The organism is Lacipirellula parvula (assembly GCF_009177095.1).
GTDB lineage: Bacteria > Planctomycetota > Planctomycetia > Pirellulales > Lacipirellulaceae > Lacipirellula > Lacipirellula parvula.
The window spans coordinates 3,040,998-3,065,580 of sequence record NZ_AP021861.1 but is presented as its reverse complement, the minus strand read 5'-3'; the positions used below and the strand labels follow the sequence as shown (position 1 = coordinate 3,065,580).

Sequence of the window (24,583 nt, the reverse complement as noted above, 5' to 3'; positions counted from 1 at the left end):
GACCTCCCGTGACAATCCAGCTCATCCAGCTACTGCGATACCTTTTCACCACTTTCGGCAAGCGCCTGCTCGAGCGCCGACACTGCCTCGTGCAGTTGGGAAGAGCGGTTGACCAATTTTCCTGAGGGATCCAATACAAAGTACGCAGGCACGGAGCTCACGCCGAGTTGCTGCCGCACGAGCGGGTTGTCGCGTTGCCCTAGCAACCCTTGCGGCCAATCCATCTGACGCGCGGCGATGAAGGCCCGCGCCTTCGCCGGATCTTCGTCGAGCGAAATGCTGAGCAGCGTCGCTCGCTCGGGGTCGAGTTCCTTGGCAATTGCCTGCAACTCGGGCAAATGGGAGATGCAGGGGCCGCACCAAGTTGCCCAGAAGGCGACCAGGACGTAGCGTCCCTGCCAATCGGCAATGGAACCCATTTCGTCTTCGGCGAGCCCTTCGTAGCCGAACGCCGGGAAGGGATCGCCGACTTGCGGGCCAAGCTTCACGTCGACGTCGATGACGCCGAGATCAAGCTCTCCGCGCTGGACGTCGGCGTCCGCCACGGAGAAGTCAATCACGCGACGTCCGACGGGATCGACGAGACAACCTTCCGGCGGTTCATACACAGAGGTGGCAAGCTGGTATTCGCCGGCCGGCACGCCATGAACGACGAACGATCCGTCCGGTTGAAACTTCACGAAGTGGTGCGGCAGCGTGTTCAAGAAGCCGCGGCCCTCCTCGGAATCTTTCCAATCGAACGACCAGCCGGTTCGCCAGTCGAAGCCGGCGCGCTGGACTGGGGGCGGCGGCGTGATGCCTGGCCCGCGCTGGAGCAGGTAGTTCATGCAGTAGTTCATATCGAGCTTGGGGGCGATCTCGCCGTTGGGGCGAAGTCGTCCGCGCACCGTCGCCCCTTGTTCGCCGATGGCGACCACGCGCGTTTCCCCTGGTTGCAAATCGACGGGGATGCTCTCGCCCGACATCAGCTTCGTTTGGTCCCACACTGACACGTCCGGGTAGACATGCGAAGGGACCGGCGGAACCTTTTCAAACACGAACCGGCCTTCGCCGTCGGTCGTCGCGCTGAAGTCGTCTTGCAGATGGGGATTCTCGCCGCCGAGGAGGCGAATCGGGTTGAAGTAAATCACTTGGTCGACGACCGGTTTGCCGGCTTGCGTGACGCGGCCTTCGACGCGGGCCCAAGGGCGGAGCTGCAGGTCGCCTGGCTGTTGGTCGAGCTCAAGATCGACTTCGGCGTAGCCTGAATCGTGAGCTGCGACGATGATCGGGCGCGTCATCGTCGCGTTGAATTCAAATTGGCCCGCGTCGTTGGTCCGCGTACTGAGGCCAGGGGTGTCGTACGTTGCATCGCGAGCGAGCAGATCCGTGTCTTTCGTCGTGAATGAGACCACGGCGCCTGCTAACGGCTGACCGTCAGTGCCGAGCACGCGCCCGCGGAGCGGAGCGGCGCACTCGAGCCGGACGTCGGCCTCCACCTCGCCGGCGGTCTCATCGAAAGGTCCGATCCACTTGGGCCGATAGCCGGCGGCTTCGATCTGCAGCACGAGTTCCTCGCTAGCTCGCCATTGACTAGCGGCATACGAGAAGCGCCCCTCGTCAACCACACGGAACTGCGACGCCTGCACGATCGGATTGGCGGGGCTAACCGGGTAATGAGCGACCTCGGTGATGCGGGCTGACTTGATCGGGGCGCCGGTTTTGGCGTCGAGAATCTCGCCAGAGATAACGACCGAATCGTGAAGCACGATCTCGTGGAGGGCGTCGTCGGCCGCGACTTCGCCTGCGTAGTCATTCCAGCCCGCCTTGCCGATCCGGAGCTTGAGCGGTTCCTGCGGCGCGGCTGGCCACGCATAGCTCCCTTGCGCGTTTGCTTGCTGCGGATAGAGGCCCTTCAGCAAGTGCAACTCTCTGCCAATTACGCCAGAGCGGAGCTTGCCCCACGCCTCGACGCGCACGTTGACGTCTGGGACAGGTTGCCCTCGGGCGTCGACGATTTTCAGGAGTAACTCCCGCCCCGAGTCGAGGATGATTTGCACAGGCGACATGCCCTCAACCACGGCGACTTCCTTGAACTGAGGTTGCTTCCCCTGGGCGGCAACGGCCAGGAACAGCTTGCCGGCTTTCATCGGCGGCAGTTGGAACTCGCCTTGCTCATCGGCGGTGACGAAGTTGCCATCCATTGACCTCATGGTTCTCGACCATGCGACCCGGGCCTCGCGAATTGGGGCGCCGTGCGAGTCTTCGATTTGCCCGCGCACAATCTCCCCGCGCGGCATCACAATGCGGGCCGTCCCGTCGCGAAGTTGCTGCAGCGTCACGCCGCTGGCGGCGGCTAGTTGGCCGTCGTGCTCATCCCCGATGTAGTCGGGGTGACTCATGCGGACGAGCAAGTTGAAATCGTCGCCCGGCGGCACGTTCGCGAGGGTCCACTTTCCCTCCTTATCGGAACGGACGGCCTTGGCATACTGGCCTAACTTGTCGAGGTACCGGAATGGAGTCTCGGGATTAAGCTGCTGGATTCCCCCATCCAAGCTGGCGTCGATGCTCGCGCCGGCGATCGGTTCGCCGTCCGGCCCGACGATGGCGCCGCTGACGGTCGTTCCCGACGTCATGTTGACGCGGAGCTCTTGGGGGATGTGCTCCGTGGCGGGCGCCCACCACTCCCCAAGCAGTCCAGCGTAACCATCCCTATGAATCGTGAGCCGGACGTAGCGCATCGTTTGCGGCACGGCTAAATCGGCGATGCCGTCGGCCGAAGTCACGTAGTCTTGGTTGGGGTTGAAACCCTTTTGCTCCGTCAAGATGCCGCAGGAGACGGCGGCGCCCTCGATCGGCTTGCCGGCGGCGTCGACGACTTTGAGGCGAATCGTGTGCGGGTCCGTCGACGCCTCGGCTGCGCCAACGGTACTGCGAGACGCCAGCATGCAGGCGACGCTCAATGCGAACGTCCAGCAGAACCATTTGAGCGAGTATCGCGCGGCCATCACTTCGTTCCGGATTTAGACTGGCGGCGAAATCGGACGCCTCTGCTGCGAGGCTACTGACCTAACAATACAGCCTCAACGCAAAAACCCAATGTCTATCAAAAATTTGCTCAGCAAATCGTTTTTTGGCTTACGCAGGTTCCGTTGGCGCAGTTAGCAGGCAGAGGCTCTACCGTAGTGAAGTGCTCGGCTGATTCGTAGCTGGCAGTTTCGGCCACCCTAGGGACGAGGGGTCGCGTCGAGTGATAGCTCGCTCGATATCGGCCGCACGAGGTTCTGCCTCGTGCGGCTGCGTCGCCCGGGTAGACCCGGGCTATCCGCTCGCGCTATCGTGGGTTTGACGCATGCATGGCTGAAATGTGCGAAAGATTTTTGAAAAAAGGCTTTCATTCTTCGTACGAGACGTTAGGCTGCGTGAAGTTGGTCGCGTTCCTTCAGTGAATGGGCCCCCTCTCGAACTTGGTTCTGAGCGAGTTGCAGCGAATGAAATAGAAACGGTCGGAATTTTTCCCTAGCGAATGCCGCCTTTGGCAATTGCTCATCGTTTCTATCTCACACTGCAAAGGTTTCAGCTCATGAGCCGCTCTCTCTTCAGCGTTGCGCTGGTTTCGTTCTTCGCTCTCGTTTCGATCGTTCCTGCGGTTGCCGTACCGCTTACTGGCAGCGGCGTCCTGCCCTTCCCTGGCGCCACAGGCGACCCGGCGCGGCAGAACTACGTCGCGGCTGGGTTGGCGGGGGGACCGTTCACAGGAACGTGGAGCGTTCCGGCGAATCCGGCGTGGATCGGAACGTTTCCGGCGACGGGGCAGATGCCGCACACGCCGCCGTCCGGGCCGCCCGTCACCGGAACGGCTATGTACGACTTCTCGATCGGCGGCGGCTACGCCCCTGGGGCGCTGCCGGTGGGAACTTACTTTCAGTTTGGCGATCTCGACAATGGCTCGGCATCGCCGGAAAACTTTCAGTTGCGGGCGTTTAGCGGGACGAGCTTGGTGACGACGCCGTGGCTCGACGTGCCGTTCGCGTCGACGGCGACGGCGGTTGCTGCGGACATGCCGAGCTACACATTCATCGCTGGCGTTTACCGGTTCGACGGCAGCGCGGTGCCCGGCAACCCGGCGATTAGCGTCTTCTTGAAGAACAACGTGGCGATCACCGGGCTGGAAGTGATGCGTTCGGCGACGACGACCGCGTTCATACTGGGGGCCCCGCTGGCGGTGCCGGAACCGGGTTGCATGGCGCTGGCGATTTGTGGCGCGGCGGCGACGTTTGCTGTGGCTCGTCGACGCGGCCGCTAAGCGGCGCTAGATCGTGGATGGTGCGTCGTCACCGTTTGGATATTGAACGTTCGGCCTGCGGCCTGTTCATCAAAACTGATGGACAGGCCGCGGGCGTTTGCGGCGAACGTGGTCTTGCCCGGCTGAAACGTGAAGCGGAATCTGCCGCTAGCTGTCGAGGCGGATTAGGATGGTGAGCATTCTGTCTCGCTCCCCTGCCCCCCCCGCATCAGTGGCTTGCAATCGAGTTGCGAGCGTCACTGAGCCTGAATTTGCATGACGAACTTGTTCGCTTACGGCACGCTGATGTTTCCCGAGGTGTGGGAGCGCGTGGTCGACGGGCGGTATCGGCAAGCGCCGGCAACAGTGCGCGGCATGCAAGTCGTTCGAGCGGCAGGAAAGCTGTATCCCGTGATGATGGCCGGCGCGGCGAAGGACGTGGCGCGGGGGATCGTTATTTACAATCTCTCGGCCGAAGCGCTCGCGGCGCTCGATCGGTACGAGGCGTCGTTTTACGACCGCGTGGAAGTGGCCGCGATCCTTGATGACGGCAGCGGTGCGGTGGGTGCTCAGACTTATCTGTTACCGCAGAACCATCGGCAATTGGCGAGCGCTGAAGCGTGGGATGCCGAAGCGTTTCAGCGCGACTCGATGGGCGACTACTTTCGCTATCTGGGGTGGGAGCGCTGAGCAATGCGATCCTAGTCCCAGGCTCCGCCCGGGGGTCGCGTGGCGTTACATAACGCGACGCAAAACGAAATCGCGGCCGATCCCCGGGCGGAGCCCGGGGCTAGGGAAGACGAAGTCGCGGCAGAATCTACGGCGAGCACGCTGCCATCGACGTGGCGATTTCTTCCCAATCCGAGAGGCGGCGCTCGCAGCGGAGGCGCGACAGGTAGCGGCGATCGTACTTGGCCGACATCCGCAGCGATTCAGGATCGGCGTCCCCTTCCAGCGTCGCGTGCACCAGCGCGTTGGCGACGTGGACCGCGGTGAGCGGCGAGAAGGCCGTACCTTCGTGGGCGCTTGGGTCGTGATGAAGCGCCACCGCTTCGATCAACTCTTGCGGCAGGCCCCACAGGCCGAGCAAGTAGCCGCCGATGTCGGCATGCGACGCGGAGAATTGGTCGAGCTCGGCATTTAGCAGCGGCAGGTCGGCGCTTTCGGCGGCGAGACAGACCTGGGCATACTCAAGGCCGAAGTAATCGGCGAGCACCAGCTTGCCGATGTCGTGCAAGATGCCGGCCAGCATCGCGTTGTCGGCTTGATCGCGGTCGAGGCCTTCGGCTTCGGCCAGGCGTTTCGCCAAGCAACCGACGGCGAGACTGTGTTCGAGGACTTGCTCGGCAAGCGCGGCAGGAACGCGCGACTCTTCGAGTTGGCGGAAGACGCCGGCCGACAGCACCAGCGGCTTCAGGGCGTTGAGCCCGAGCAGCGCGGCGGCGTGGTGGACGTCTTTCACGTGGACGGTGAGGCCGAAGAATGAGCTGTTGACCAGCTGCAGCACTTTGGCGGTCATCGCGACGTCGGACCCGATAAGCTGAGCGACGCGAACGACCGAGGCGTTCGGATCGCGGAGCTCGCGCATCAGTTCCATGAAGACCGACGGCAGCGACGGCAGCGTGCTGATCTGCGAGACCAGCGCCTTGAGGCCGGGCTTCGAGAGCCGCTTGCCGATGATGCCGGCGCGGGCGATCGAATCGCGGAACAGGACCGGGTCAACCGGCTTCGCTAAATATTGGTGAGCCGGGCCCATCGAGCGAAGGAGCTCGTTGTGTTCGGCTTGGTTGCAAACGAGCAGACGGATCGCATCGGGATAGAGGTCGCGAACGCAGGCGAGCAATTCGCCGCCGTCGGCGCCTGGCATTTTCAGATCGGCGACGACGACGTCGTACGGCTCCATGGCGAGCGCATCGAGCGCCGGTTCGGGGCCGAAGCAGAACTTCATCTGCCAGTCGCTACGGTATCCGCGCAGCAGCCGCTGGGTGCGATACAGCGCCTCTGCGTCGTCGTCTACGATGAGAACCCGCAGCATCGTCGTCATCTCAAGCTTGCATTCGATGGGGAACCATGACTGGCGAACACGCGCGGCATGGGCGGAAATTCCGCCGGCGGCGAATGTTCACTGGAAGCATAGCTCCTGAAGCGGCGCGTCGATGGCGCCGCCCGAACGCGGGGGAGCGATTGTGACGGCGCGGCGCACGAAACGACGCATTTCCTTGCGGCGGGGCCCGAAATCGAGCGGTTGGTAGGGGCTGTGCGGGTAAATCGGGCGGGCGAGCGGCGGCGGGTCGCGGGTAGAGGCAAACGCGATGGAGTTTATGAATGGGAGCGAGAGGGTGTTTTTAGAGCTACCCCGCAACGAGAACACGTACCCTATTAAACCCTCTGGTCCCCTCCCCTTGAAGGGGAGGGTTAGGGAGGGGTGACTGATGCGGGTACCAGGGTTCTTCCCCCCTCCCCAGCCCTCCCCTCCAGGGGGAGGGAGCCACACAACTAAAAACCAAACGTGCCGCACCACCATCGCGACCGGACTAACCCAGGCCGGCGAGTTCTTTGAGCGGACCGATGCTCACGGTCGACGCGCGTGTGAGCGGGTATTTCGCGAGTTCGGCGTGGATGTCGTCGAGCGTCACGTCGTCGAGCGTCACGAGATCGTTCGTCACGGAACGATACTCGCGGCGTTGCATCCAGTTGCCGCCGACGTTGAACAGACGGCTGCGGGGGCGTTCGCTGCCGAGGACGACGCGAGCCTTCACCTTACTGCGGGCTTGGCGGAGTTCTTCTTCGGTGATGCCCTGCTTCTCAGCAGTCGCATAGACCTCGCGGAGTTTGGCGAAGTTCTCCGCGGCGTCTTCGGGGGCGCAGCTCAGCCACGTGTAGAGCATGCCGAGGCCCTGGTACTCGTAGTGGCCGAGGCTGGCGGTCTCAGCGATGCCGGGATCGACGAGTTCCCAGTAAAGGCGGCTGCCGGAGTCGTCGCCGAGGATCGTTGCCAGCAATTTCGCGGCGTAGCGATCAGCGTCTTCGCTCGCGGGGCCGTCGGCAAGTTGCAGGATATACTGCTGCGTCGACGATTCGCGGGTAACGCATTCGGTGCGTGGCTTCGACGCTGGCTTGGGGAGATCGCGGTTTGCAGTGCGTGGTTCCCACTTGCCGCAACCGGCTTCAACTTGCTTCACGAGTTGGTCGAAATCAACCTTCCCCGCGGCGGCAACGAAGATGTTGCTAGGGCAGTAGCGGGCTTCGAAGTAGGCCCGCATTTGGTCGGCCGAGAGGGCGCCGACGGTATCGCACGTGCCGAGCACGCTGCGGGCCATCGGATGACCGCCGAAGTGAAGGACCTTGATGTGGTCGTCCATGCCGAAGGGCGGCTGGTCGGCGTACATCTGGATCTCTTCGAGGATGACCTTCTTCTCCATGTCGAAGTCATCGCCGCGGAGGCTGGGGCGCATGATGTCGGCAAGGAGGTCGATGCTCGCGGCCTGGTACTCGGGCAGCACCGAGGCGTAGTAAACCGTGTTCTCTTCGCTGGTGAAGGCGTTGTAGTGGGCGCCGATTTCGTCGAAGTCGCGGTTGACGTCTTCGGCCGTGCGGCGGGGCGTCCCCTTGAAGATCATGTGCTCAAGGAAGTGGCTCACGCCGGCGACTTCATCGGTTTCGTCGCGGGCCCCGGTGCGCACGAAAAAACCGACGCCCAGCGAATGGGCAAGGTCGTTGCACTCGGCGACAATCTCCAGTCCGTTGTCGAGCGTGGCACTGCGAAACTTCACGGCGGGTTCCAATCTTTACGACTTACTGAGCGACTTAAGGACTAACCACGACGGCACAACGGACACGACGAAGAAGAGTCTGGATTTTGCTGAATTCCTAATCACTTGAGCACGCATTTACGACTTTGTATTTACGTCGTGTTCGTTGTGCCGTCGTGGTTCAATTCCGTGCGTTCAATTCATTAAACCGGAATCTTCAAAGGCTGCGGGCCGAGCGTGGCGAACGTAAAATCGCTCGGCGGGTGTTCGTCGAGATATTCGTTGATGCTGTGGGCCGAGAGGGCGTCGACCTGGGCGCCGAGTTCTTCGAGCGAGCGGACGCGGTTGAGGTGGTACCAATCGCGGGCGATCGAGCCGCTGCGGGCGGAGGTCGACTCTTGCTGCATGATGAGGCCACTCTTAATGCGGGCCTTGAGCCGCTGCAGTTCCGATTGCAACACGCCCTCGCGGAGTCGGATCAGCTCGGCGTAGGTGACGTCGAGCGTTTCTTGAGCCCGCTCCGACGTGGTGCCGGCGTAGCACATCACGCGGGCGCGCGTGAGTTGCGTTTGGAGCGAGGCACTGACGCTGTAGCAGAGGCCGCGCTTTTCGCGAACTTCGGTGAAGAGCCGCGAGCTCATGCCGCCCGACAGCACGCCGACGGCGGCCCAGGCCTGCAGGTAGAGGGGATCGCTGTAGGGCACGCTCGGGAACGCGATGCCGATGTGGCATTGGTTGCCGTCGAAGTCGATATGCGGCGACGATTCGGCCGGCGGCGTTTCTTTCGGCGCGACCGGTTCGACGCGTTTCCAGGCGCCGAACTGCGATTCGACCAACTCGACGAGTTGGTCCCAATCGATCTTCCCGGCGACGCCAAGGATGGCGCCGTTCGGGCGGTAGTTCGTTTGCCAGTGGCGTTTCACTTCGGCAGCGGTGGAGGCTTCGACGCCCGCTTCCGTGCCATGGCTTGCGCGGCCCCACGGATCGGGGTAGGTGCGGCGGCGGAGGTCGTCCATCAGCTTCTGCGATGGCTCATCCTCGACGCCGCGAATTTCTTGATAGCAAACCATTCGCGCGGCATCGAGTTGATCTTCCGGTAATTGCGGACGCTGGACGATGTCGCCGTAAATCGCCAGGGCGTCGAGCAAGTTATCGGCGAGCGTGGCGCCGCTAAAACTAGTTTGCGAGATGCCGACCGATTCGCCGCGCTCGACGCCGAGGATTTCGAGGTCGTTGATCAGAGCGCGGCTATCGCGTTCGCCGGCGCCGCGGATCACCATGTCGCAGAGCAAGCTGGACAGTCCGAGGCGATCGGCGGGATCGGTGCTGCAACCGCTGGGGACCATGAGCGTGAAGGCCGCCGACTCGGCGGTCGCCACCGGCTCGGCCAGCAGCATGAGGCCGTTGGCCAGTTGATGGGTCTCGACCGTGCGTCGCTGGACTTGGCTCGATGAGGTCATGCAGGCTTTCCCGGCCCTAGAGCGGGCGGGGACGATGGTGTTCCGAGGATCGGGCCGCCTATCGGCCTCGCAGGAAGCCTACCGGGGTCCCCGGCACGCGGCAACTGCTAATGCAGGCAGAAATACCCTACCGGACCGCAGCTCGGAAGGCTGGCGGGAGCTCTTCGATCGCTTTGTAGACGGTTTTCACCGAGCGGAAGCCAAGGCGTTGGTAGAGTCGCACCGCGGCGTCGTTCTCGGCGGTGACTTCCAGGCCGACGCGCGAGACTCCCACCTGCTGGAGGCCTTCGAGCGCGGCAATGATGAGGGCGGCGCCGACACCGCGGCCGCGGTGATGGGGCGTGACGCCGATGTTCTGGATGTTTGCCCGCTGCCGCGTCGTGCGGATGGCTTGGATCGTACCGCAGCATTCCATGCGGTGGTCCCCGGCGCCGATGTACTGGGCTAGCCAGGTCGCTTCGGGGACGAACCCGTCGCGGTCGGAGATTTCCTCCATGAGACGGACGCAGCTTTGCAATTCGCCCAGGCAGGGAAACACGGTGGCGTCGAGTTCATCGCGGAAGCTGAGATACTTCACTTCCGCGTGATCGTGCAGCAACGCCGGCGACCACGAAACCATCCGATAGTCGGGGTAGACCGCGACCGGCGTGCGCCGGGAGCGGCGCAGATCGACTTCCATCTGGAAGCGTTTGTGGTAGCGGGTGGTTAGCAGTCGCATACCTGGCCAGCGGGCTGTGCGGGTGGCGCCAGGAATCTGGTGGGGCCGATATCGGGCGGGTGCTTGGATAGAACAGCCCTCCCGGTTCCCCAAGGATACCACAGGCTTTGGCGCGGGCCAGCTTTTTGCAGTCTGGGCGGGAAACTGGGGAGTTTTTAAGACTTAACCCCCAAGGACGCCAAGTGCGCCAAGTGCGCCAAGGAAATGCGGGGAAGGAATTTTGGAACCGCCGATGGTGCCTACTGGCGTTCATCGGCGGTTTCGGTATTGGCTCTTGGTTCCCCTGGGCGCTCTGGGCGTCCTTGGCGGTTAGAATTGGGCTCGTCTGTTTGTTAAGCAACACTTTTGAATCCCTCACCTAACCTCTCCCTCCAAGGGAGAGGGAAAATATCGCCCCATGCCTGAGTCGCATCCACTCCCCTGCCCTGCGGCGACTGGGTTGATCATTGTCGATCACGGGTCGCGGCGTGCGGAGAGCAATGAGTTGCTGCTGGAAGTGGCAGAGGCTTACCGGCAGCACTCAGGGTGGGCGATTGTTGAGCCGGCTCACATGGAGTTGGCGGAGCCGTCGATTGCCATGGCGTTTGCCCGGTGCGTTGAGCAAGGGGCCAAGCATGTCGTCATCTTTCCCTACTTTCTGGCGCCGGGCCGCCACTGGCATCAGGACATTCCGCAGTTGGCGGCCGAGGCGGCTGAGCCGTTTGTCGGCGCAGGCGTGACGCATGTGGTGACGCCGCCGCTGGGGCTCCATCCGCTGATGCTGCGGGTGATTGATGATCGGATTCGCGAGGGATTGGGCGCCGGCGACCGGTGACGACCTCGGGATGTGGGAGGGATCTCTGATCCCGAAGCCGGATTGTGGGCCGAGGCAGCTTGGCGTGGGGCGCTGTCTCGGCGTCGGAGACGCCTCCCACAGAAAACCCACCGACACGCAGCTAGCACCGCTGCTGGCGACTCTTCCGGCTGGGTAGGTTTTAACTCTCGCGGAAGATCTGCCGATAACGGAAGGGATGGCGCACCGCTGCGCCGTCAGACTCGCGCCTCGTGCTGACGCGACAAGGATGTCCTATGCGCATTGCTCCGCTCTGTTTCACGACGTTCGCCCTGACGCTCTCGCTGCTGGCTGGCAGTTCCTTACGAGCTGCGGATCAGCCGTTTGTTCCTGGCACGGGCGTGAAGGTCGTCCAGTGCGGCGACAACTTCGAAGCGTCCGATTGGCGGTACGTCATGAATGGCGCCAAGGCGAGCCACGAGCAAGATGGCGAGCAACGGCCGCCGGGCGGCCGCTCGGTGAATGGCCGCTGGTACGAGGGCGCCAAGCGTGGACAGCCAGACGTGATCCGCCGCATCGCAACGCCGCCAGGCGGGCTGCCCGGCAGCAAAGGCTCGCTGTTCCTGGCGACGAAGAACTCCGGCGTCCCGCGCAGCTATAGCGGCGAGCAGATGCAGGACGACCTGCTGATGAGCGTCGAGTCGCGGCTCGGCCGGCCGATTCCGGTGAGTTGGAGTCCGAGTTGCGTCGTCCGCGTTTACTTGCCCGACTTCAAGCGTTGGGAGAATCGCAGCGGGGCGTCGTTTGGCGTTCGCGCCGACGTCAGCGGTAGAACGCCTGACGGCAAGACCGAACCCTACTGGCCAGGCATGTTCATCATGTTCCGCAGCGAAACGACGGCGAAGTATGAGCGGGACTTCGCTCAGCTGACCGTTCGCGCTCGTCCCAACGGGCAGGATGTTCCTGGTCCCGTGATCGACGAACCAGGCTGGTGGACCTTCGGCCTCGCGTTTACGCCCGACGGGCAAGTTCACCAGTACGCGCGGCCGGGCGTGGGCAACCTCACCGAAGAAGATCACCTCTACTCGAGCTTCCCGTACGGCAACAAATGCCTGGAGTTCAACAACTTCTTCTTCAACGTCGCCAACATGGACGACGGGAAGACGTGGTCGACGCCGTGGGTGGTCGACGATCCCGAGCTGTACGTCATTCCGCCGCGCGGGCAGACGATTCAGAATCTTACCCGCCGTGGCAACGAGGGCGTTGCCGGACGGAACCGGAACAGCCAATCGCGCACGGCGTTTGGAAAATTCAACGAGATGTTCCGCTAAGCCGCGAGCGACTGAGGAAATTAACATGTGGGAGGCGTCTCCGACGCCGATTTCGCTTACCACCACAATTTGAAGCGGCAGCCTGCGCGGCATCGGGGTCGGAGACCCCTCCCACAAATCCGCTACTCGGCGGCGGCGGGAACTTGCTGTTGATCGGGCTCGCCCGGTTCGACCGATTCGTCGACCGACAGAATGTAACCCGCCATCGCGGCGAGCATCAGGACGACCACGGTCCAGGCCCGCCAATCTTTGTGAAGGCCGCGGCTCTTCGGATGCTGGACATGGCCGTGATCGTGGTGCCCGTGGTGGTTGCCGTGGTTTTCTTTGCTCATATCGTTTCTGCGGTGACTCGTTAGCTCACGGCCGGTGATCCGACCATGCCGATTGATGGTGAGATTGGGCGGCAGCTTACGTCAAACGCCTTCGGCGAGCCAGGCCTTTGCCTTCTCGATGTCGGCGGCGTCGAAGTATTCGATCTTGGCCAAGGTAAACGGTTTGCAAACCTTCGCCATGTACTTCTCCCACGTCTTTTCGCCGACGAGGGCGATCCGCTCGATGTGGGTGCATTCCTTGGTGGAAAACTTGATGTCGTCCCACAGCGCGTGCAAGTCCCAGCCATGGAAGTCGTGGAACTGAGCGAGCATGCGGACCTTGCCGAACTGAGCGACGGCAGCTTCGACCTGCGGGACGAAGAACTTGTAGTCCCCGTCGTGGAGCTTGCCGCTCATCTTGAAGCCGAGGACCTGTTCGTGCCCGGTGGGGATTGCTTCGACCATGTTGGGCTCCTGGAACGGGGAGACGGGGTACGCACCTTGCCGTGGGATGCTGCTCGGTAATATACACGCGCCGGGGCGTCGCTGACTGTAGGCCTTGGTTCGGTTGGACTGATTGGGCGTTTTTGGCCTGAAAGTACGGCCTGATTTTGCGAGGCAGCGTCTCGTTCCCACGCTCTGCGTGGGAATGTAAGGGCCGACGCTCTGCGTCGCGCGGCCGCAGCCGAGAGATTTTGAGACAGACGCCAACTTGACTGCCGCGGAGCGGCGGAGGCGACGTTCCCACGCGGAGCGTGGGAACGAGGGGCGCCCACGATGGAAATATTCGGGGCGGCGGGACGAAAGGAAATTGTTATAACGCTCGCGGCGTTTTCAATTTCCTCGGAGCCTCCGCACGATGATCCGCAAGATTGTGAAGTGTTTTCTGGCCGGCGTGGTGACGGTGTTGCCGCTGGTGATCACCGTGGCGGTGGTCGGTTGGGTGGCTCAGACGGTTACTGGGCTCCTTGGCCCGCGGACCTTGCTCGGCGGGCTGCTGGCCCAGATGGGTTTTGTCGTTTCTCCGACCACGGCGCCGTGGATTGCTTACACGGTCGGGTGGGGATTTGTGTTGGCGTTGATCTTCGGGCTTGGCGTGCTCGTAGAATTCGGCGCCAAGCGGTTCGTCCAGGGGAACCTCGACCGCATCGGGCGGAAGCTGCCGATGCTCGGCGGCGTTTACGGCACCGTGCGACAGATGATGGGAATGATGGATAAGGAGAACAGCGACCTCAAAGGGATGAGCGTCGTGTTCTGCACCTTTGGCGGTGACTCGGGGGCGATGTTTCTCGCCCTGCTACCGACGCCGGAGCGGTTTCGCATTGGCGAGATGGAGTACCATGCCGTCCTCATTCCTTCGGCGCCGGTGCCGATGGGGGGTAGTCTCATCTTCGTCCCCGCGGCGTCGGTGAAGCCGGCGAACCTGAGCGTCGACGCGTTCATGAGCATGTACGTGTCGATGGGGATGTCGGCGCCGCAGTTTTTAACGGCGGCCCGCTAGCCGCCAAGGCTCGAAAGGTATCCGAGCAGAATCAGGCCAAGCAGCAGCGCCGCGGTGAGGACGATCCACCGCGGTTGCCACTGGTGGCGGGCTCGCCCATCTTCGAGCGAGAGATACTCGCCGCACTTGGGGCATTGCGACGCTTCTTCCCACACCTCGGCGCGGCAGTACGGGCAGGTGACGGTCGGCTCTTCCTGGTCGTCCTCGTCGTGCTCTTCGAAGTCGTCGTCTTCGTCATCCCAATCTTCATCGGGATCTTGCCAGGTTTCACGGATGTTCGGCATCGATTCGGTGCTGCTTGCTCGGAAGGTTGGACTCTTCTCTCTATTGGAATATTTTCGAATTGAACCGCCAAGGACGCCAAGAGCGCCAAGGGAATACGGGGAACGTTGAAACCGCTAATATGCGCTGACAACAAATCATAAATACCCTCTTTCATCAGCGGTGCTGCAGTGAATCTCCGGACGCTACTGCAGCCAATTGGCATTACCGCCGATTCGCGTCATTAGCGGGAAATCTGTATTCTGTTCCTTCTTGGCGCTCTTGGCGTCCTTGGCGGTTCAATTCTTTTCTTCTCAATTCTATGGTCGAGGAGGCTAGCGCGATGGGGTCCACCAATTGCCGCATGGCATTACTGCTCTGCTTACTGGCAATGTTCGCTCCCACGCTGCGGGCCGACGAGCCGCCGGCGTTTCAGCGGACGGAAGACGTGATCTATGGCCGGAAATTCGGGACGGCGCTGACGATGGACGTCTTCAAGCCGGCGAAGCCGAATGGCGTCGGGCTAATCTTCGTCGTCAGCGGCGGGTGGTACTCAGACCACGCGGTGATCAACGAAGGATTCATGAAGCCGTTTCTGGATCGTGGCTACACGGTCTTCGCGGTCGTTCACGGCAGCCAGCCGAAGTTCAACATTACCGAGATCCTGGGCGACATGCACCGCGCGGTGCGCTACATCCGACATCATGCGGCTGAGTATGGCGTCGATCCTGAGCGGCTCGGCATCATGGGGGCTTCGGCGGGCGGACATTTGTCGCTGATGCAGGGGACGGCGGGCGTTGCAGGCGATCCGAACGCTAAGGATGAAGTCGATCGCGAGAGCAGCCGCGTGGCCGCGGTGGCGTGCTTCTTTCCGCCGACCGATTTTTTTAATTACGGCAAGCCGGGTGAAGATGCGCTGGGCCGCGGCATCTTGAAGGGGTTCCGGGCGCCGTTTGATTTTGAAGAGATGGACAACGACACGAAGCGGTTCGTCGAGATTACCGACGAAGCGAAGTTGCAAGAAATCGGCAAAGCGATTTCGCCGGTGAATCAAGTATCGAATGATGATCCGCCGACGTTGATCATTCATGGCGACGCCGACGAGCTGGTGCCGATTCAGCAGGCCGAGATCATGGTGGCGGCGCTGGAGAAGGCTGGCGTCGAAGCGAAGCTAGTCACGAAGCCGGGGGCGGGGCATGGCTGGCCCGACTTGCCGAAGGACTTGGAGACGCTGGCGGATTGGTTTGACGAGCATCTGCAAGAGAAGTGAGCTTGTTGTCTTGCCTTGCTGCTAATGCAAATGCTTTTTTAACCACGAAACACACTAAATGACACGAAAGAAGAAAGGGGGAGAGGAATAAGCGGAGTTGAGAACAAGCTCCTCGTTCTTTGCCTTTCTTCCGTTACTTTCGTGCGTTTCGTGGTTAACTCTCTTCCTTCGAAGTTCTGCAGAGCGCCAATGCTTTACTTGCGGTGGGTGAAAGAGCTGACGGAACGGTTGCAGGGTCGGCGGGATGTCATCAATCTCGCGGGGTCGGCGTTTCATTTACCAGAGGCAACGGCTTGGTTGCAAACGGAGATCAGCGAACGAGGCGATGCGCTCGTGGCGGCCGCGACGCGAAGTTCGAACGAATTCGGGCTGGTTGAACTGAAAGATCGCATCCGCGCGGCCTACCAGGTTCCGCCGGAGCGCGAAATCTTGCTCACGAGCGGATCGTCGGGAGCGATTCGGTTTGTATTCCAACTGCTGCTGGCGGGCGACCGGCCGAAGCACTTCATCGCTGAGCAGCCGATCTATGAACCGCTGCTGAGCGTGGCAAAACGGCTCGGGGCGACTGTCGAGCTCGCGCCACGCGGCGGCGGGCGTCAGTTCGTCGATGAAGTCTCCGGTCGGCTCACGCCAACGACGGCCGCGGTGGTGCTGACGAACCCGCACAATCCGAGCGGCGATCTGTTGAGCGCCGCTGACCTGCGGCGATTGGCTGAGGCTGTTGGCGCGCGGACGCAAGCCGGCGTCGTGGTCGTCGACGAAACGTTTGCTGATCTCTCCTCGCTGGCAGGTTGGCCGATGGGCAACATCGACGAGCGGATCATCACGATCAACGGACTGACGAAGTGCTATGGGCTCGGCTCGCTGCGTTGCGGGTGGGCGACAGTTGATCGGCGGCGTATTCCCGATGCGCTCGATGCTTGGATCGACCTCGAAAACATCGGCTGTCCCTGGACGGAGATTTTGGGATCGCGGGCGATCGATCAATTCGATCGCTGGCGACCGCTCGTGGGTAAGAAGCTGACGAGCGTCCGGTCGATCATGGCGGCATGGCTCGGGGCCGTGGCGGACGAGGGGCTGCTGTCGCCGGCGCCGATTGGCGAGAGTTGCATTGTCTTTCCGCAGTGGTTGGGGAAGACGCCTCCGATGGAACTGGTGGAACGGCTGATCGATGAGTTTGGCGTAGTCGTGGCGCCGGGGGAGTTCTTTTATCCCGCCGAAGGGATGGCGTTGCGGATTGGGTTTGGGGGCGACGAAGTTGCTTTGGTGGAGGGGCTCGCTCGGCTGCGGCGGGGGTTGCGGGCGATTGGGTGAAGTTGACGGCGGCGGTGGGTACGTTTTTTTGCACTTTAAGTCATTCGCTCCACAAGACTACCGCCCTGCGCTCGCTCGCCACTGGCGAGCGTGCTCGGTTGCTCCTGCAAGGGAGGGGGATCGAGCGCGACCGGGGTTGTCGGCGAGGCGGGGAACGTTGATAATCGGTCGCGCCTGAACTGGCAGATATTGTCGACGAGCCTGCACGGGGCAGTCTGACTTCACTTTGAGTCTTGGGCCGACGACCGATTGGCGGCGTTCGCCCGACCTGAAACATGGAATAAACCGATGCCTCGCAATCGCACCTTTGACAACGTCACCGTCGCCATCGGCGATACGCCGATGATCCGCATCAATCGCCTGATCCCCGCGGGTCAGGCGACCGTCTTCGCCAAGTGCGAATTCTTCAACCCGCTCAACAGCGTGAAGGATCGTATCGGCGTCGCGATGATCGAAGCGGGCGAACGCGAAGGCAAGGTGAAGGCCGACACGCACATCGTCGAACCGACGAGCGGCAACACGGGCATTGCCCTGGCGTTTGTGTGTGCGGCGAAGGGGCTGCGGCTGACGCTGACGATGCCTGAGTCGATGTCGGTCGAACGCCGCGCACTGCTGCGGGCGCTCGGCGCCGAGTTGGTCCTCACGCCGGCGAGCGAAGGGATGAAGGGCGCCATCGCCCGCGCCGCGGCGATCGTCGCGGAAGAAAAGAACGCCTGGATGCCGCAACAGTTCGAAAATCCCGCCAACCCAGCGATTCACGAGAAGACGACCGGCGTTGAAATCTGGGAAGACTCGGGACACAACATCGACGCGATCGTCGCGGGCGTTGGCACGGGCGGCACGCTCACCGGCGTCGCCCGGTTCATCAAGTCGAAGAATCCGAACTTCAAAGCGATCGCCGTCGAGCCGGCCGATTCGCCGGTGATCTCGGGCGGCAACCCGGGCCCGCACAAGATTCAGGGCATCGGCGCCGGGTTCATTCCGAAGAACCTCGACACGTCGCTCGTCGACGAGACGATCACCGTCAGCAACGAAGAAGCGTTCCAATGGGCGCGACGGCTGGCGAAGGAAGAGGGAATCATGGCCGGCATTTCGAGCGGCGCCAACATCTGCGCCGCGGCCAAGCTGGCGGCCCGCCCCGAGTGGAAGGGGAAGCGGATCGTCGCGATCATGCCGAGCCTGGGCGAGCGGTATCTCTCAACGCCGCTGTTCGAGGGGCTGACGGGCTGATCGCGATCGAGCATTGGCGGGCTTCTTAGGCCTATTGTCGTCGACCTAGAGTCGAGGATAATGGGTGGTTAAGGAGCCTGCCGAATCGCATGACTGAGCCCGCCGCCGCCTTGCCCGTCGCTAATCCGTTGCCTGTGGTCGATCCGCCCCGTCGGCGGTTGCCGGAGTGGCTGCGCGTGAACTTGCCTGCCGGTCGCGGGCAGGAAGTGTTCAACATCACGCAGGGCGCCGTAGCGGGGAATCAGCTCCACACGGTTTGCGAAGAGGCCCGCTGCCCGAACATTCACGACTGCTGGGCTCGCGGAACGGCGACGTTCATGGTCGCCGGGCAAAGCTGCACGCGGGGTTGTCGGTTCTGTTCGGTGGAGACGCTCAAGGCGCCGCCGCTGCCCGATTTCGACGAACCGAAACGGCTGGCCGATGCGGTGGAGCGATTGAAGCTCGACTACGTCGTCATCACCGTCGTGAATCGCGACGACATGCCGGACGGCGGGGCGGGCCATTACCGCCGCTGCGTCGAGGCAGTTCACCGTCGGCTGCCACAGACGGGAATCGAGTTGCTGTCGAGCGATCTCGCCGGCAACTGGGACGCGTTGCTGGCGCTGGTTGAGGGGATTCCGCTCTCGGTGTTCGCGCACAACGTCGAGTGCGTGCCGCGGATGGATAAAGTGGTGCGTGATCCGCGGGCGTCGTTCACACAGAGCCTGGAGGTTCTTTCACGAGCGCGAGCGTTGCGGCCCGACATCCCGACGAAGAGCAGCCTGATGGTTGGCGTCGGCGAAACTGACGACGAAGTCGTGGATGCGATGCGGCAACTGCAGAGCGCGGGCGTCGAGTTGCTGACGCTCGGTCAATACCTCGCGCCGGGTCGGCCGGGAACGCGGTTCTTGCCGGTCGATCGGTACGTTGAACCGCGACAGTTTCTTGAGTATGAAATGCTTGCCCGCGAAATGGGCTTCAAGGGCGTTGCGTCGGGGCCACTGGTGCGGAGCTCGTACCGGGCGGAGACGCTGTTGGAAGAGGCTCGCACGGGCAAGCGAATTTTGCCGCCGGCGGTGCAGTTGCATGACGTGCAGCTAGGTTCGTAGAGCGCTGCTCGCATTTTCGGATCGCCGCGGGCTCTGCCCGGGGGTGGCACAACGCGCGACGATGCCGACCGGCATGGTGATTCACCCCCGGGCGGAGCCCGGGGCTAGGGTGCAATGGCGACCAGTCGCCATTATCGCTTCGGCGCGTTCTCGACGAGCCAGTCTTCGAGGACGATATGTTTTAGCTGTGGTGCGCGGAGCAGTGCAGCCCGCTTCGGCAGCAGCGACGCCAACCATGGCCGGGACGCGAGGCCCGACATCGCTTTCATGCGGTAACTGTCGAACGTCTTGCCGTTTGTTTGCTGCTTGACGTTCTCGGCCAGACGGGCGAATGTCGCGAGAATTAGGTTCGGCTCGGGGCCAATGTGGAGCACCGTCGTCGCTCCGCAGTTAAGCGTTTCGACCACCGCGTCCCACAGGCGTTGCGGGTGATCGATCCACTGCCTTAGCACGTCGCGAGCGGAGTACTCGTCGTAGTTCAGTTTGCCCGTCGCCAACGAGAAGACGGGCGGCTTCGGCGGAAACTTGCCGGGGGCGAGTTGGTCGAGCATCAGTGCCGCGCGGTCGGTGATGTATCGCTGGCGAATGATCGGCGTGTGCAGCGGCGGCCAACGGTGTTCGTTGATGCGAAGGTGAGCGGCGGCCGGCAATGCATCCTTCATCGCTTCTTTGAAGCGGTCGACCGTGTACCCCTGGCCGATGAGCAGGTAAGTGTTCGGCGAGAGGATCGACGAGAGGCCGATCGTGCCGCGACCTTGGCGGGTGATGTCGGTGCACAGGCGGCGGACGTCGTGTTCGGAAATGGCGCCGCCGCGCGAAAACAGCACGCCCATCTCGGCGTCGCGAGCGAGATCGGCGCAATCGGCCGCCATCGCCAGCGGAACGCGGACTAAGTCCTCCGTCGCGAACCCGCCAGATTGGCAAATCGCGATCATCTCGCCGAGGCTGTAACCGAAGGCAAGTCGAGCTTGCGTGTATTCGACGCCATGGAGTTCGCGGAGCAGTCGCAGCTGCGCAACCTCGGCGGCGACGATTAGCGCGATCGCGTGAGCGTACTGATCGAGGCCCGGCTCGACGTTGGTTTCGGTCAACGCCAGCAGGTCGCACGGCTGGCGGGTCACTTCGCTGCAAATGCGGCCGTAGCGGACGAGTTCTTCGCTGACGATCCGGGCGTACGCCGGAATGTGCAGCAACTCGCGGGTGCGACCCAAATTCGTGACGTTGTACCCGCGATAAGCGAGTGCGACGTCTTCGAGATCGGTACCCAGCGGCGTTGGCATGGGGCGCGTGACGCGATGAAGGGCGAGGGAGGAGCGAGATACTCCCATCATAGGCAGAACCGAGCGATTGGTCGCCTCGCGCGAACGAGGATGTTGCCGGCGGGTGGGCGTTGCATGAGCGGATTGTGCCGTTTGGGAGGGCCCGCGCCGCGTCGCCGGGCAAGCGCCGACGGGACGCGAAAACTCTCTTTCGGCAGTCTCGCCATCGCAAATTCTTGAACTATGTTTCCTAATGCCGCAACGGCCCGCGCCGCGCGGCCAACCTTTTCATCCGCGACGTTCGTCCTGAACGCTCGCCGCAACCCGCAAGGAATGCCGTATGCTCACCGCCCGCGACATTATGACCGATCGCGTCGTTACGATTGGCCCTGACGCCTTCCTGCAAGAGGCGATCGAACTGATCATGCTGCGAGAAGTGAGCGGGTTGCCCGTGGTCGACGAAAGCCATCGACTGGTCGGAATCATCACGGAATTCGCGCTGCTGACGACCGCCTACGACCCGAAGACGGCGTGCGACAAGGTGGACCAGCATATGACGGCGGAAGTGCTGTCGGTGAACGCGGACGACCCGATTCGCAAGGTTGCCGACCAGTTCATCGTCCACCGCGTCCGCCGCGTGCCGGTGCTCGACCGCGGGCGGCTGGTGGGGTTGATTTCGCGACGCGACGTGCTGAAGGCGGTGTACGAATCGCAGCCGCAGGCGTGCGGCTTGCGGCGCTAGTCGGCGTTTGCCGACTCAACGCCGCGCGGCGTTGCAATCGCTACAGTCGGCAGCTTCATCGCGGTCAGCGACCAGGCCCCCGCTCGTCCCTAGCGTCACGCATCCGCATGCGGGCTGGGCGACGTACATTTTTTCGACGCCGTGCTGCGCCGCTCCGTTGGAGCCGCGTTCGAGTCAGCGTCGCCTAGGGGGAACATTGTCATGATCCGCGTGAAATGGCCGCTGCGCTACGGCTTCTCGTTGATTGAATTTTTCGCTGTGTCGACGATTGTCGGAATTCTGGCCGCGATCGTCGTGCCGCGCGTGGTGATCGACGAATCGTTGGGGAAAGAGAAAATTCGCGACCACTACGCCGCCGCGATCGACGTCGCCGTCAAGCGTTATCACGCGGAGCATGGCACATGGCCGACGGCGATGGCGGATCTGGCCAACGATCCTGAGTTCTTTCCCGACGGGCTGCCGCTCAACCCGGTGACGGGACAGCCGTTTGTGCTGAACGAGGAAACGGGTCAGGCGCAATAGAGCGGCCGTCGCGTCGTCGTTGCTTCGCGAGCAATCGTCGGCTTCGACTGTGGATAGCACTACTACCTAGGGCAACGTTGACCGGAGCGGCGGCCTACCCCCGGACGGAGCCCGGGGCTAGATGCGTCCGCGCAACTCGTTCTAAGAGGTGGCTGCGGTTGCATCCTCATCATCGACGTCCCACGGACTGCTGGGCCCGCGCGACGTGGCGGCCTTCAGTTCGGCCTCGTCTTCCACGATCCGTACTGGCACCGGAATCCGCTGGAGCAGTAACTCGGTTCCGATCGCTCGCATGTTGAGCATCAGGGCGATGATTGCCGCGGTCGGCAGAATGTAGATCAGGACGCCCGCCTGGACGTTGTCGACGCCTTGGTTCCTGGTGGCTAGTTCGCTCAGCGTCCACACTGGATTTGTTATCTGCCAGAGCGTGTAGCCGCTGTTGCGGAGTTCGCGAGAGGTCATTTGGATGACGGTCGGTACGCCGATCGCGGTAAGGAACAGCACGGCGTGAACGAGAAACGCCGCCGTCATCGGCACGAAAACCCACTTACGGAGTGCGTTGATGATCAGGCAGCCAAAGCCCAGGAAGGCGACGAGGTACGACCAGGAGAAGATCGCGAAATAGACCGCTTGCTCGGTCGACGGTCGGCCGGAGCTGCTGCCGCCGTCTAGCAGGATCACGGCAGCAAAACCAAATAAGCTAATGGCTGAAAGATTGGCGACGGCGAATAGATAGCCGGAACCAGGCCCTGGATTGAGCAGGCTGAAGAAGGGGCGCCCCACCGCCGACACAGGAAGCGAGCGCTGGACGCGCCGCGAAAGATGAGGCCATTCGCCGGTCATCAGCGCCCCCATCAGGTACCAGTAGCCGGCGCCGACTGCGCAGCCGGTAATCGCGATCGCGTTGCCTAGGTGCGGCGCGGCGGAGCCGTCCGATCGCAACGCGACAGCGAGCCCCGCCAGGGCCCCGACTAGGCATGCCTGGTGAGCCAGCATCCACCAACGGAGCGGCGTCGAACGGTTCTCGCTGACGAACGCCACCTGGGCGGCCGCGGCCGCGTGGATGATGCCAAACGTCGCGACATAGAACGCGAACATCATGACGGCCACGGCCAGAAATTCCGGATCGCGGAACGTCGCCGATCCGCTGCTGATGATTCCGATGCCGACGTACCACATGCCGTAGCAGGCGCCGGCCAGCGCCAGTACAAGCGCCACGGAAATGATCACCTGCGAATTGCGGACGCGAGCGATAGCGCCAACCATTAGCGCGATCATCGACAAACCAACCGAAGCGAGGACTGCTACGATCATCAGGACGGCGACGGTCACCGCATCGACGCCGCGGAGCAAGAACGTGAACGCAATGCAGGGGCTGACCGCCGACAGGTAGACGACCATTTGCACCAGGGAGCTGGAAAGCTTGCCCGTGACAATCTGCCGCGAACCGAGAGCGGTGATCGAAAGGAGGTCGAACGTGTTTTCTTCTTGTTCGGCGGCGAGCGATCGGAACGCGGTGAACGGGACGATCAGCGTCAGCGGCACGATGAGAATCGTGTAGTAGGCCGCAAGCATGCCCGGCCCGGCGGCGGCGAAGTAGATCTGTGGGCCAACGACGGCGATGCCGACGAAGCTGACGATCCAGCAGCCCAAGAGAACGACGAGAAACGTGACGATGAACTGTCGGCTTTTGAGAGCTTGCCGCGTTTCCTTCACGAGAATCGGATTCGCGTGATCGGCGATCGCGGCGAGGCGATTTTCGAGCGAGTTCCACGCGCGCCCCCAACCCGAAGCGCGCGGCGGGGCGTCTACCGTATCGGCAGCGGCTAAAAAGGGGGTCATTGCACTCGTCCTTCGGTGACGTGCATGAAGACGTCTTCCAAACTTTTGGTTTTGCTGGCGAATTCCACGACCTTAAAACCGCTGTCGACGATTACGCGCAGGAGGTTCGCCTGATCCTCAGGGCCGCCGTCGTGAGTGAGAATCACCTGCCCGTTGCGAATCGTGAGGTCGCGCACGTCACCCCGAGCTTCGAGGAAGTTCAACACCGCCGTTGGATCGTCGAGAACCCGGAGCCGCACCTCGCTGCGGGTTTCGGTCTGGCCGCTGATCTCGTCGACCGTGCCGACCGCAAGCAGGCGGCCTTGCTCGATGATGCCGACGCGGTGGCACATCTCGGCAAGCTCGGTGAGGATGTGCGAACTGATCAGCACCGTCTTTTGACTTTCGGCGAGGCGGCCGATCATTTCGCGGAGTTCGATGCGGGCCCGCGGGTCAAGGCCTGCCGCTGGTTCGTCGAGAATCAGCACCGCCGGGTCGTGGATCATCGTGCGGCCGAGGGCGAGCCGCTGCTTCATGCCTTTCGACAGGCCGTTGATCGGCTTGTCGGCGAGGCGGTCGAGCAGCGTGAACTCCATCGCATAGTCGATCGCCCGCTTGCGATCGTACGCCCGTAGTCCGTACGCGCGGGCGAAGAAGTCGAGGTACTCGACGACGTTCATATTCTGGTAAGTGCCGAAATAGTCGGGCATGAAGCCTAACCGTCGGCGAACGCGGTCGGGGTCGTCGACCACCGAAAAACCGTCGACGAGCGCGTCGCCGTAGGTCGGCTCATCAAGTGTTGAGATAATCCGCATACTGGTGGTCTTGCCGGCGCCGTTCGGGCCGATGTAGCCGAAAACCTCGCCGGCGTAGACCTCGAAGTTCATATCGACGACGGCCTTGGTGGGGCCGAAGTAGCGATGGAGGCCGCGGACTTCAATGAGAGGGCGTCGGGGGAGGAACATGG

At 62.6% G+C, this 24,583-nt stretch carries 22 protein-coding genes; 11 read left to right on the top strand and 11 right to left on the bottom strand.

Annotated elements, in window-relative coordinates; genetic code table 11:
• Nucleotides 1-29: 29 nt before the first annotated feature.
• Entirely contained in the window at nucleotides 30-2,987 is a 2,958-nt protein-coding gene (locus PLANPX_RS12090; RefSeq protein WP_152098982.1) for a redoxin domain-containing protein, read from the bottom strand.
• Between the two features lie 575 nt (nucleotides 2,988-3,562).
• Here PLANPX_RS12090 and PLANPX_RS12085 point away from each other — a divergent pair.
• Both PLANPX_RS12085 and PLANPX_RS12080 read left to right on the top strand, forming a co-directional pair.
• On the top strand, nucleotides 3,563-4,285 hold the full coding sequence (locus PLANPX_RS12085; protein ID WP_152098981.1) for a hypothetical protein: 723 nt from the start codon (nucleotides 3,563-3,565) through the stop codon (nucleotides 4,283-4,285).
• Between the two features lie 255 nt (nucleotides 4,286-4,540).
• Nucleotides 4,541-4,954 carry a gamma-glutamylcyclotransferase family protein gene (locus PLANPX_RS12080; RefSeq protein WP_152098980.1) on the top strand — a complete coding sequence of 138 codons (414 nt, stop codon included), beginning with the start codon at nucleotides 4,541-4,543 and terminating at the stop codon, nucleotides 4,952-4,954.
• Nucleotides 4,955-5,081: 127 nt separating this feature from the next.
• Here PLANPX_RS12080 and PLANPX_RS12075 read toward each other — a convergent pair whose 3' ends face one another.
• From PLANPX_RS12075 to PLANPX_RS12060, 4 genes are all read right to left on the bottom strand, one after another.
• On the bottom strand, nucleotides 5,082-6,299 hold the full coding sequence (locus PLANPX_RS12075; protein ID WP_172992012.1) for an HDOD domain-containing protein: 1,218 nt from the start codon (nucleotides 6,297-6,299) through the stop codon (nucleotides 5,082-5,084).
• A gap of 499 nt (nucleotides 6,300-6,798) precedes the next feature.
• On the bottom strand, nucleotides 6,799-8,037 hold the full coding sequence (locus tag PLANPX_RS12070) for a M16 family metallopeptidase (RefSeq protein ID WP_152098978.1): 1,239 nt from the start codon (nucleotides 8,035-8,037) through the stop codon (nucleotides 6,799-6,801).
• A 182-nt stretch (nucleotides 8,038-8,219) separates the two neighbouring features.
• On the bottom strand, nucleotides 8,220-9,476 hold the full coding sequence (locus tag PLANPX_RS12065; protein WP_232536380.1) for a M16 family metallopeptidase: 1,257 nt from the start codon (nucleotides 9,474-9,476) through the stop codon (nucleotides 8,220-8,222).
• A gap of 127 nt (nucleotides 9,477-9,603) precedes the next feature.
• Nucleotides 9,604-10,194 carry a GNAT family N-acetyltransferase gene (locus PLANPX_RS12060; RefSeq protein WP_152098977.1) on the bottom strand — a complete coding sequence of 197 codons (591 nt, stop codon included), beginning with the start codon at nucleotides 10,192-10,194 and terminating at the stop codon, nucleotides 9,604-9,606.
• Nucleotides 10,195-10,591: 397 nt separating this feature from the next.
• Between PLANPX_RS12060 and PLANPX_RS12055 the strand changes: the two genes are divergently transcribed.
• A complete protein-coding gene (locus tag PLANPX_RS12055) occupies nucleotides 10,592-11,008 on the top strand; it encodes a CbiX/SirB N-terminal domain-containing protein (RefSeq protein WP_152098976.1) in 417 nt (138 codons plus the stop codon).
• A 254-nt stretch (nucleotides 11,009-11,262) separates the two neighbouring features.
• Complete coding sequence (locus PLANPX_RS12050; protein ID WP_152098975.1) at nucleotides 11,263-12,297, top strand: hypothetical protein; 1,035 nt, start codon at nucleotides 11,263-11,265, stop codon at nucleotides 12,295-12,297.
• A gap of 122 nt (nucleotides 12,298-12,419) precedes the next feature.
• On the opposite strand, the gene PLANPX_RS12045 is transcribed toward PLANPX_RS12050, so the two are convergent.
• Both PLANPX_RS12045 and PLANPX_RS12040 read right to left on the bottom strand, forming a co-directional pair.
• Complete coding sequence (locus tag PLANPX_RS12045; protein ID WP_152098974.1) at nucleotides 12,420-12,629, bottom strand: hypothetical protein; 210 nt, start codon at nucleotides 12,627-12,629, stop codon at nucleotides 12,420-12,422.
• A gap of 81 nt (nucleotides 12,630-12,710) precedes the next feature.
• Nucleotides 12,711-13,073 carry an STAS/SEC14 domain-containing protein gene (locus tag PLANPX_RS12040; RefSeq protein WP_152098973.1) on the bottom strand — a complete coding sequence of 121 codons (363 nt, stop codon included), beginning with the start codon at nucleotides 13,071-13,073 and terminating at the stop codon, nucleotides 12,711-12,713.
• 394 nt (nucleotides 13,074-13,467) lie between these two features.
• Here PLANPX_RS12040 and PLANPX_RS12035 point away from each other — a divergent pair, with 394 nt between their 5' ends.
• The gene (locus PLANPX_RS12035) at nucleotides 13,468-14,109 is read left to right on the top strand and encodes a DUF502 domain-containing protein (protein ID WP_152098972.1); all 642 of its coding nucleotides are present in this window, start codon (nucleotides 13,468-13,470) and stop codon (nucleotides 14,107-14,109) included.
• On the opposite strand, the gene PLANPX_RS27275 is transcribed toward PLANPX_RS12035, so the two are convergent.
• Nucleotides 14,106-14,393 carry a zinc ribbon domain-containing protein gene (locus PLANPX_RS27275; RefSeq protein WP_172992011.1) on the bottom strand — a complete coding sequence of 96 codons (288 nt, stop codon included), beginning with the start codon at nucleotides 14,391-14,393 and terminating at the stop codon, nucleotides 14,106-14,108. The genes PLANPX_RS12035 and PLANPX_RS27275 overlap by 4 nt on opposite strands.
• Before the next feature lie 341 nt (nucleotides 14,394-14,734).
• Here PLANPX_RS27275 and PLANPX_RS12025 point away from each other — a divergent pair, with 341 nt between their 5' ends.
• From PLANPX_RS12025 to lipA, 4 genes are all read left to right on the top strand, one after another.
• Nucleotides 14,735-15,640, top strand: coding sequence for an alpha/beta fold hydrolase (locus tag PLANPX_RS12025; protein WP_152101858.1), 906 nt, complete (start codon nucleotides 14,735-14,737; stop codon nucleotides 15,638-15,640).
• 189 nt (nucleotides 15,641-15,829) lie between these two features.
• Nucleotides 15,830-16,954: a pyridoxal phosphate-dependent aminotransferase gene (locus PLANPX_RS12020; RefSeq protein ID WP_152098970.1), complete on the top strand. Its 1,125-nt coding sequence runs from the start codon at nucleotides 15,830-15,832 to the stop codon at nucleotides 16,952-16,954.
• Between the two features lie 288 nt (nucleotides 16,955-17,242).
• A complete protein-coding gene (gene cysK, locus PLANPX_RS12015) occupies nucleotides 17,243-18,184 on the top strand; it encodes a cysteine synthase A (RefSeq protein ID WP_152098969.1) in 942 nt (313 codons plus the stop codon).
• A gap of 89 nt (nucleotides 18,185-18,273) precedes the next feature.
• Nucleotides 18,274-19,272 carry a lipoyl synthase gene (gene lipA / locus PLANPX_RS12010; RefSeq protein WP_152098968.1) on the top strand — a complete coding sequence of 333 codons (999 nt, stop codon included), beginning with the start codon at nucleotides 18,274-18,276 and terminating at the stop codon, nucleotides 19,270-19,272.
• Nucleotides 19,273-19,403: 131 nt separating this feature from the next.
• Here the strand turns inward: lipA and PLANPX_RS12005 are convergent, their stop codons facing one another.
• Nucleotides 19,404-20,552, bottom strand: coding sequence for an ACP S-malonyltransferase (locus tag PLANPX_RS12005; RefSeq protein ID WP_152098967.1), 1,149 nt, complete (start codon nucleotides 20,550-20,552; stop codon nucleotides 19,404-19,406).
• A gap of 319 nt (nucleotides 20,553-20,871) precedes the next feature.
• On the opposite strand from PLANPX_RS12005, the gene PLANPX_RS12000 reads away from it, so the two are divergent.
• Both PLANPX_RS12000 and PLANPX_RS11995 read left to right on the top strand, forming a co-directional pair.
• A complete protein-coding gene (locus tag PLANPX_RS12000) occupies nucleotides 20,872-21,273 on the top strand; it encodes an HPP family protein (protein WP_152098966.1) in 402 nt (133 codons plus the stop codon).
• 201 nt (nucleotides 21,274-21,474) lie between these two features.
• Complete coding sequence (locus PLANPX_RS11995) at nucleotides 21,475-21,795, top strand: type IV pilin protein (RefSeq protein ID WP_152098965.1); 321 nt, start codon at nucleotides 21,475-21,477, stop codon at nucleotides 21,793-21,795.
• Nucleotides 21,796-21,936: 141 nt separating this feature from the next.
• Here the strand turns inward: PLANPX_RS11995 and PLANPX_RS11990 are convergent, their stop codons facing one another.
• Both PLANPX_RS11990 and PLANPX_RS11985 read right to left on the bottom strand, forming a co-directional pair.
• A complete protein-coding gene (locus PLANPX_RS11990; RefSeq protein WP_152098964.1) occupies nucleotides 21,937-23,637 on the bottom strand; it encodes an ABC transporter permease in 1,701 nt (566 codons plus the stop codon).
• Nucleotides 23,634-24,581, bottom strand: coding sequence for an ABC transporter ATP-binding protein (locus PLANPX_RS11985; RefSeq protein ID WP_152098963.1), 948 nt, complete (start codon nucleotides 24,579-24,581; stop codon nucleotides 23,634-23,636). Before PLANPX_RS11985 ends, PLANPX_RS11990 begins: the two co-directional genes overlap by 4 nt.
• Nucleotides 24,582-24,583: the final 2 nt, after the last annotated feature.

What these genes read in the sequence shown, in the direction of transcription:
- PLANPX_RS12090 (WP_152098982.1), bottom strand. Translation starts at nt 2,987, where the DNA reads ATGGCCGCGCGATACTCGCTCAAATGGTTCTGCTGGACGTTCGCATTG.
- PLANPX_RS12085 (WP_152098981.1), top strand. Translation starts at nt 3,563, where the DNA reads ATGAGCCGCTCTCTCTTCAGCGTTGCGCTGGTTTCGTTCTTCGCTCTC.
- PLANPX_RS12080 (WP_152098980.1), top strand. Translation starts at nt 4,541, where the DNA reads ATGACGAACTTGTTCGCTTACGGCACGCTGATGTTTCCCGAGGTGTGG.
- PLANPX_RS12075 (WP_172992012.1), bottom strand. Translation starts at nt 6,299, where the DNA reads ATGCTGCGGGTTCTCATCGTAGACGACGACGCAGAGGCGCTGTATCGC.
- PLANPX_RS12065 (WP_232536380.1), bottom strand. Translation starts at nt 9,476, where the DNA reads ATGACCTCATCGAGCCAAGTCCAGCGACGCACGGTCGAGACCCATCAA.
- PLANPX_RS12060 (WP_152098977.1), bottom strand. Translation starts at nt 10,194, where the DNA reads ATGCGACTGCTAACCACCCGCTACCACAAACGCTTCCAGATGGAAGTC.
- PLANPX_RS12055 (WP_152098976.1), top strand. Translation starts at nt 10,592, where the DNA reads ATGCCTGAGTCGCATCCACTCCCCTGCCCTGCGGCGACTGGGTTGATC.
- PLANPX_RS12050 (WP_152098975.1), top strand. Translation starts at nt 11,263, where the DNA reads ATGCGCATTGCTCCGCTCTGTTTCACGACGTTCGCCCTGACGCTCTCG.
- PLANPX_RS12045 (WP_152098974.1), bottom strand. Translation starts at nt 12,629, where the DNA reads ATGAGCAAAGAAAACCACGGCAACCACCACGGGCACCACGATCACGGC.
- PLANPX_RS12040 (WP_152098973.1), bottom strand. Translation starts at nt 13,073, where the DNA reads ATGGTCGAAGCAATCCCCACCGGGCACGAACAGGTCCTCGGCTTCAAG.
- PLANPX_RS12035 (WP_152098972.1), top strand. Translation starts at nt 13,468, where the DNA reads ATGATCCGCAAGATTGTGAAGTGTTTTCTGGCCGGCGTGGTGACGGTG.
- PLANPX_RS27275 (WP_172992011.1), bottom strand. Translation starts at nt 14,393, where the DNA reads ATGCCGAACATCCGTGAAACCTGGCAAGATCCCGATGAAGATTGGGAT.
- PLANPX_RS12025 (WP_152101858.1), top strand. Translation starts at nt 14,735, where the DNA reads ATGGCATTACTGCTCTGCTTACTGGCAATGTTCGCTCCCACGCTGCGG.
- PLANPX_RS12020 (WP_152098970.1), top strand. Translation starts at nt 15,830, where the DNA reads ATGCTTTACTTGCGGTGGGTGAAAGAGCTGACGGAACGGTTGCAGGGT.
- cysK (WP_152098969.1), top strand. Translation starts at nt 17,243, where the DNA reads ATGCCTCGCAATCGCACCTTTGACAACGTCACCGTCGCCATCGGCGAT.
- lipA (WP_152098968.1), top strand. Translation starts at nt 18,274, where the DNA reads ATGACTGAGCCCGCCGCCGCCTTGCCCGTCGCTAATCCGTTGCCTGTG.
- PLANPX_RS12005 (WP_152098967.1), bottom strand. Translation starts at nt 20,552, where the DNA reads ATGCCAACGCCGCTGGGTACCGATCTCGAAGACGTCGCACTCGCTTAT.
- PLANPX_RS12000 (WP_152098966.1), top strand. Translation starts at nt 20,872, where the DNA reads ATGCTCACCGCCCGCGACATTATGACCGATCGCGTCGTTACGATTGGC.
- PLANPX_RS11995 (WP_152098965.1), top strand. Translation starts at nt 21,475, where the DNA reads ATGATCCGCGTGAAATGGCCGCTGCGCTACGGCTTCTCGTTGATTGAA.
- PLANPX_RS11990 (WP_152098964.1), bottom strand. Translation starts at nt 23,637, where the DNA reads ATGACCCCCTTTTTAGCCGCTGCCGATACGGTAGACGCCCCGCCGCGC.
- PLANPX_RS11985 (WP_152098963.1), bottom strand. Translation starts at nt 24,581, where the DNA reads ATGTTCCTCCCCCGACGCCCTCTCATTGAAGTCCGCGGCCTCCATCGC.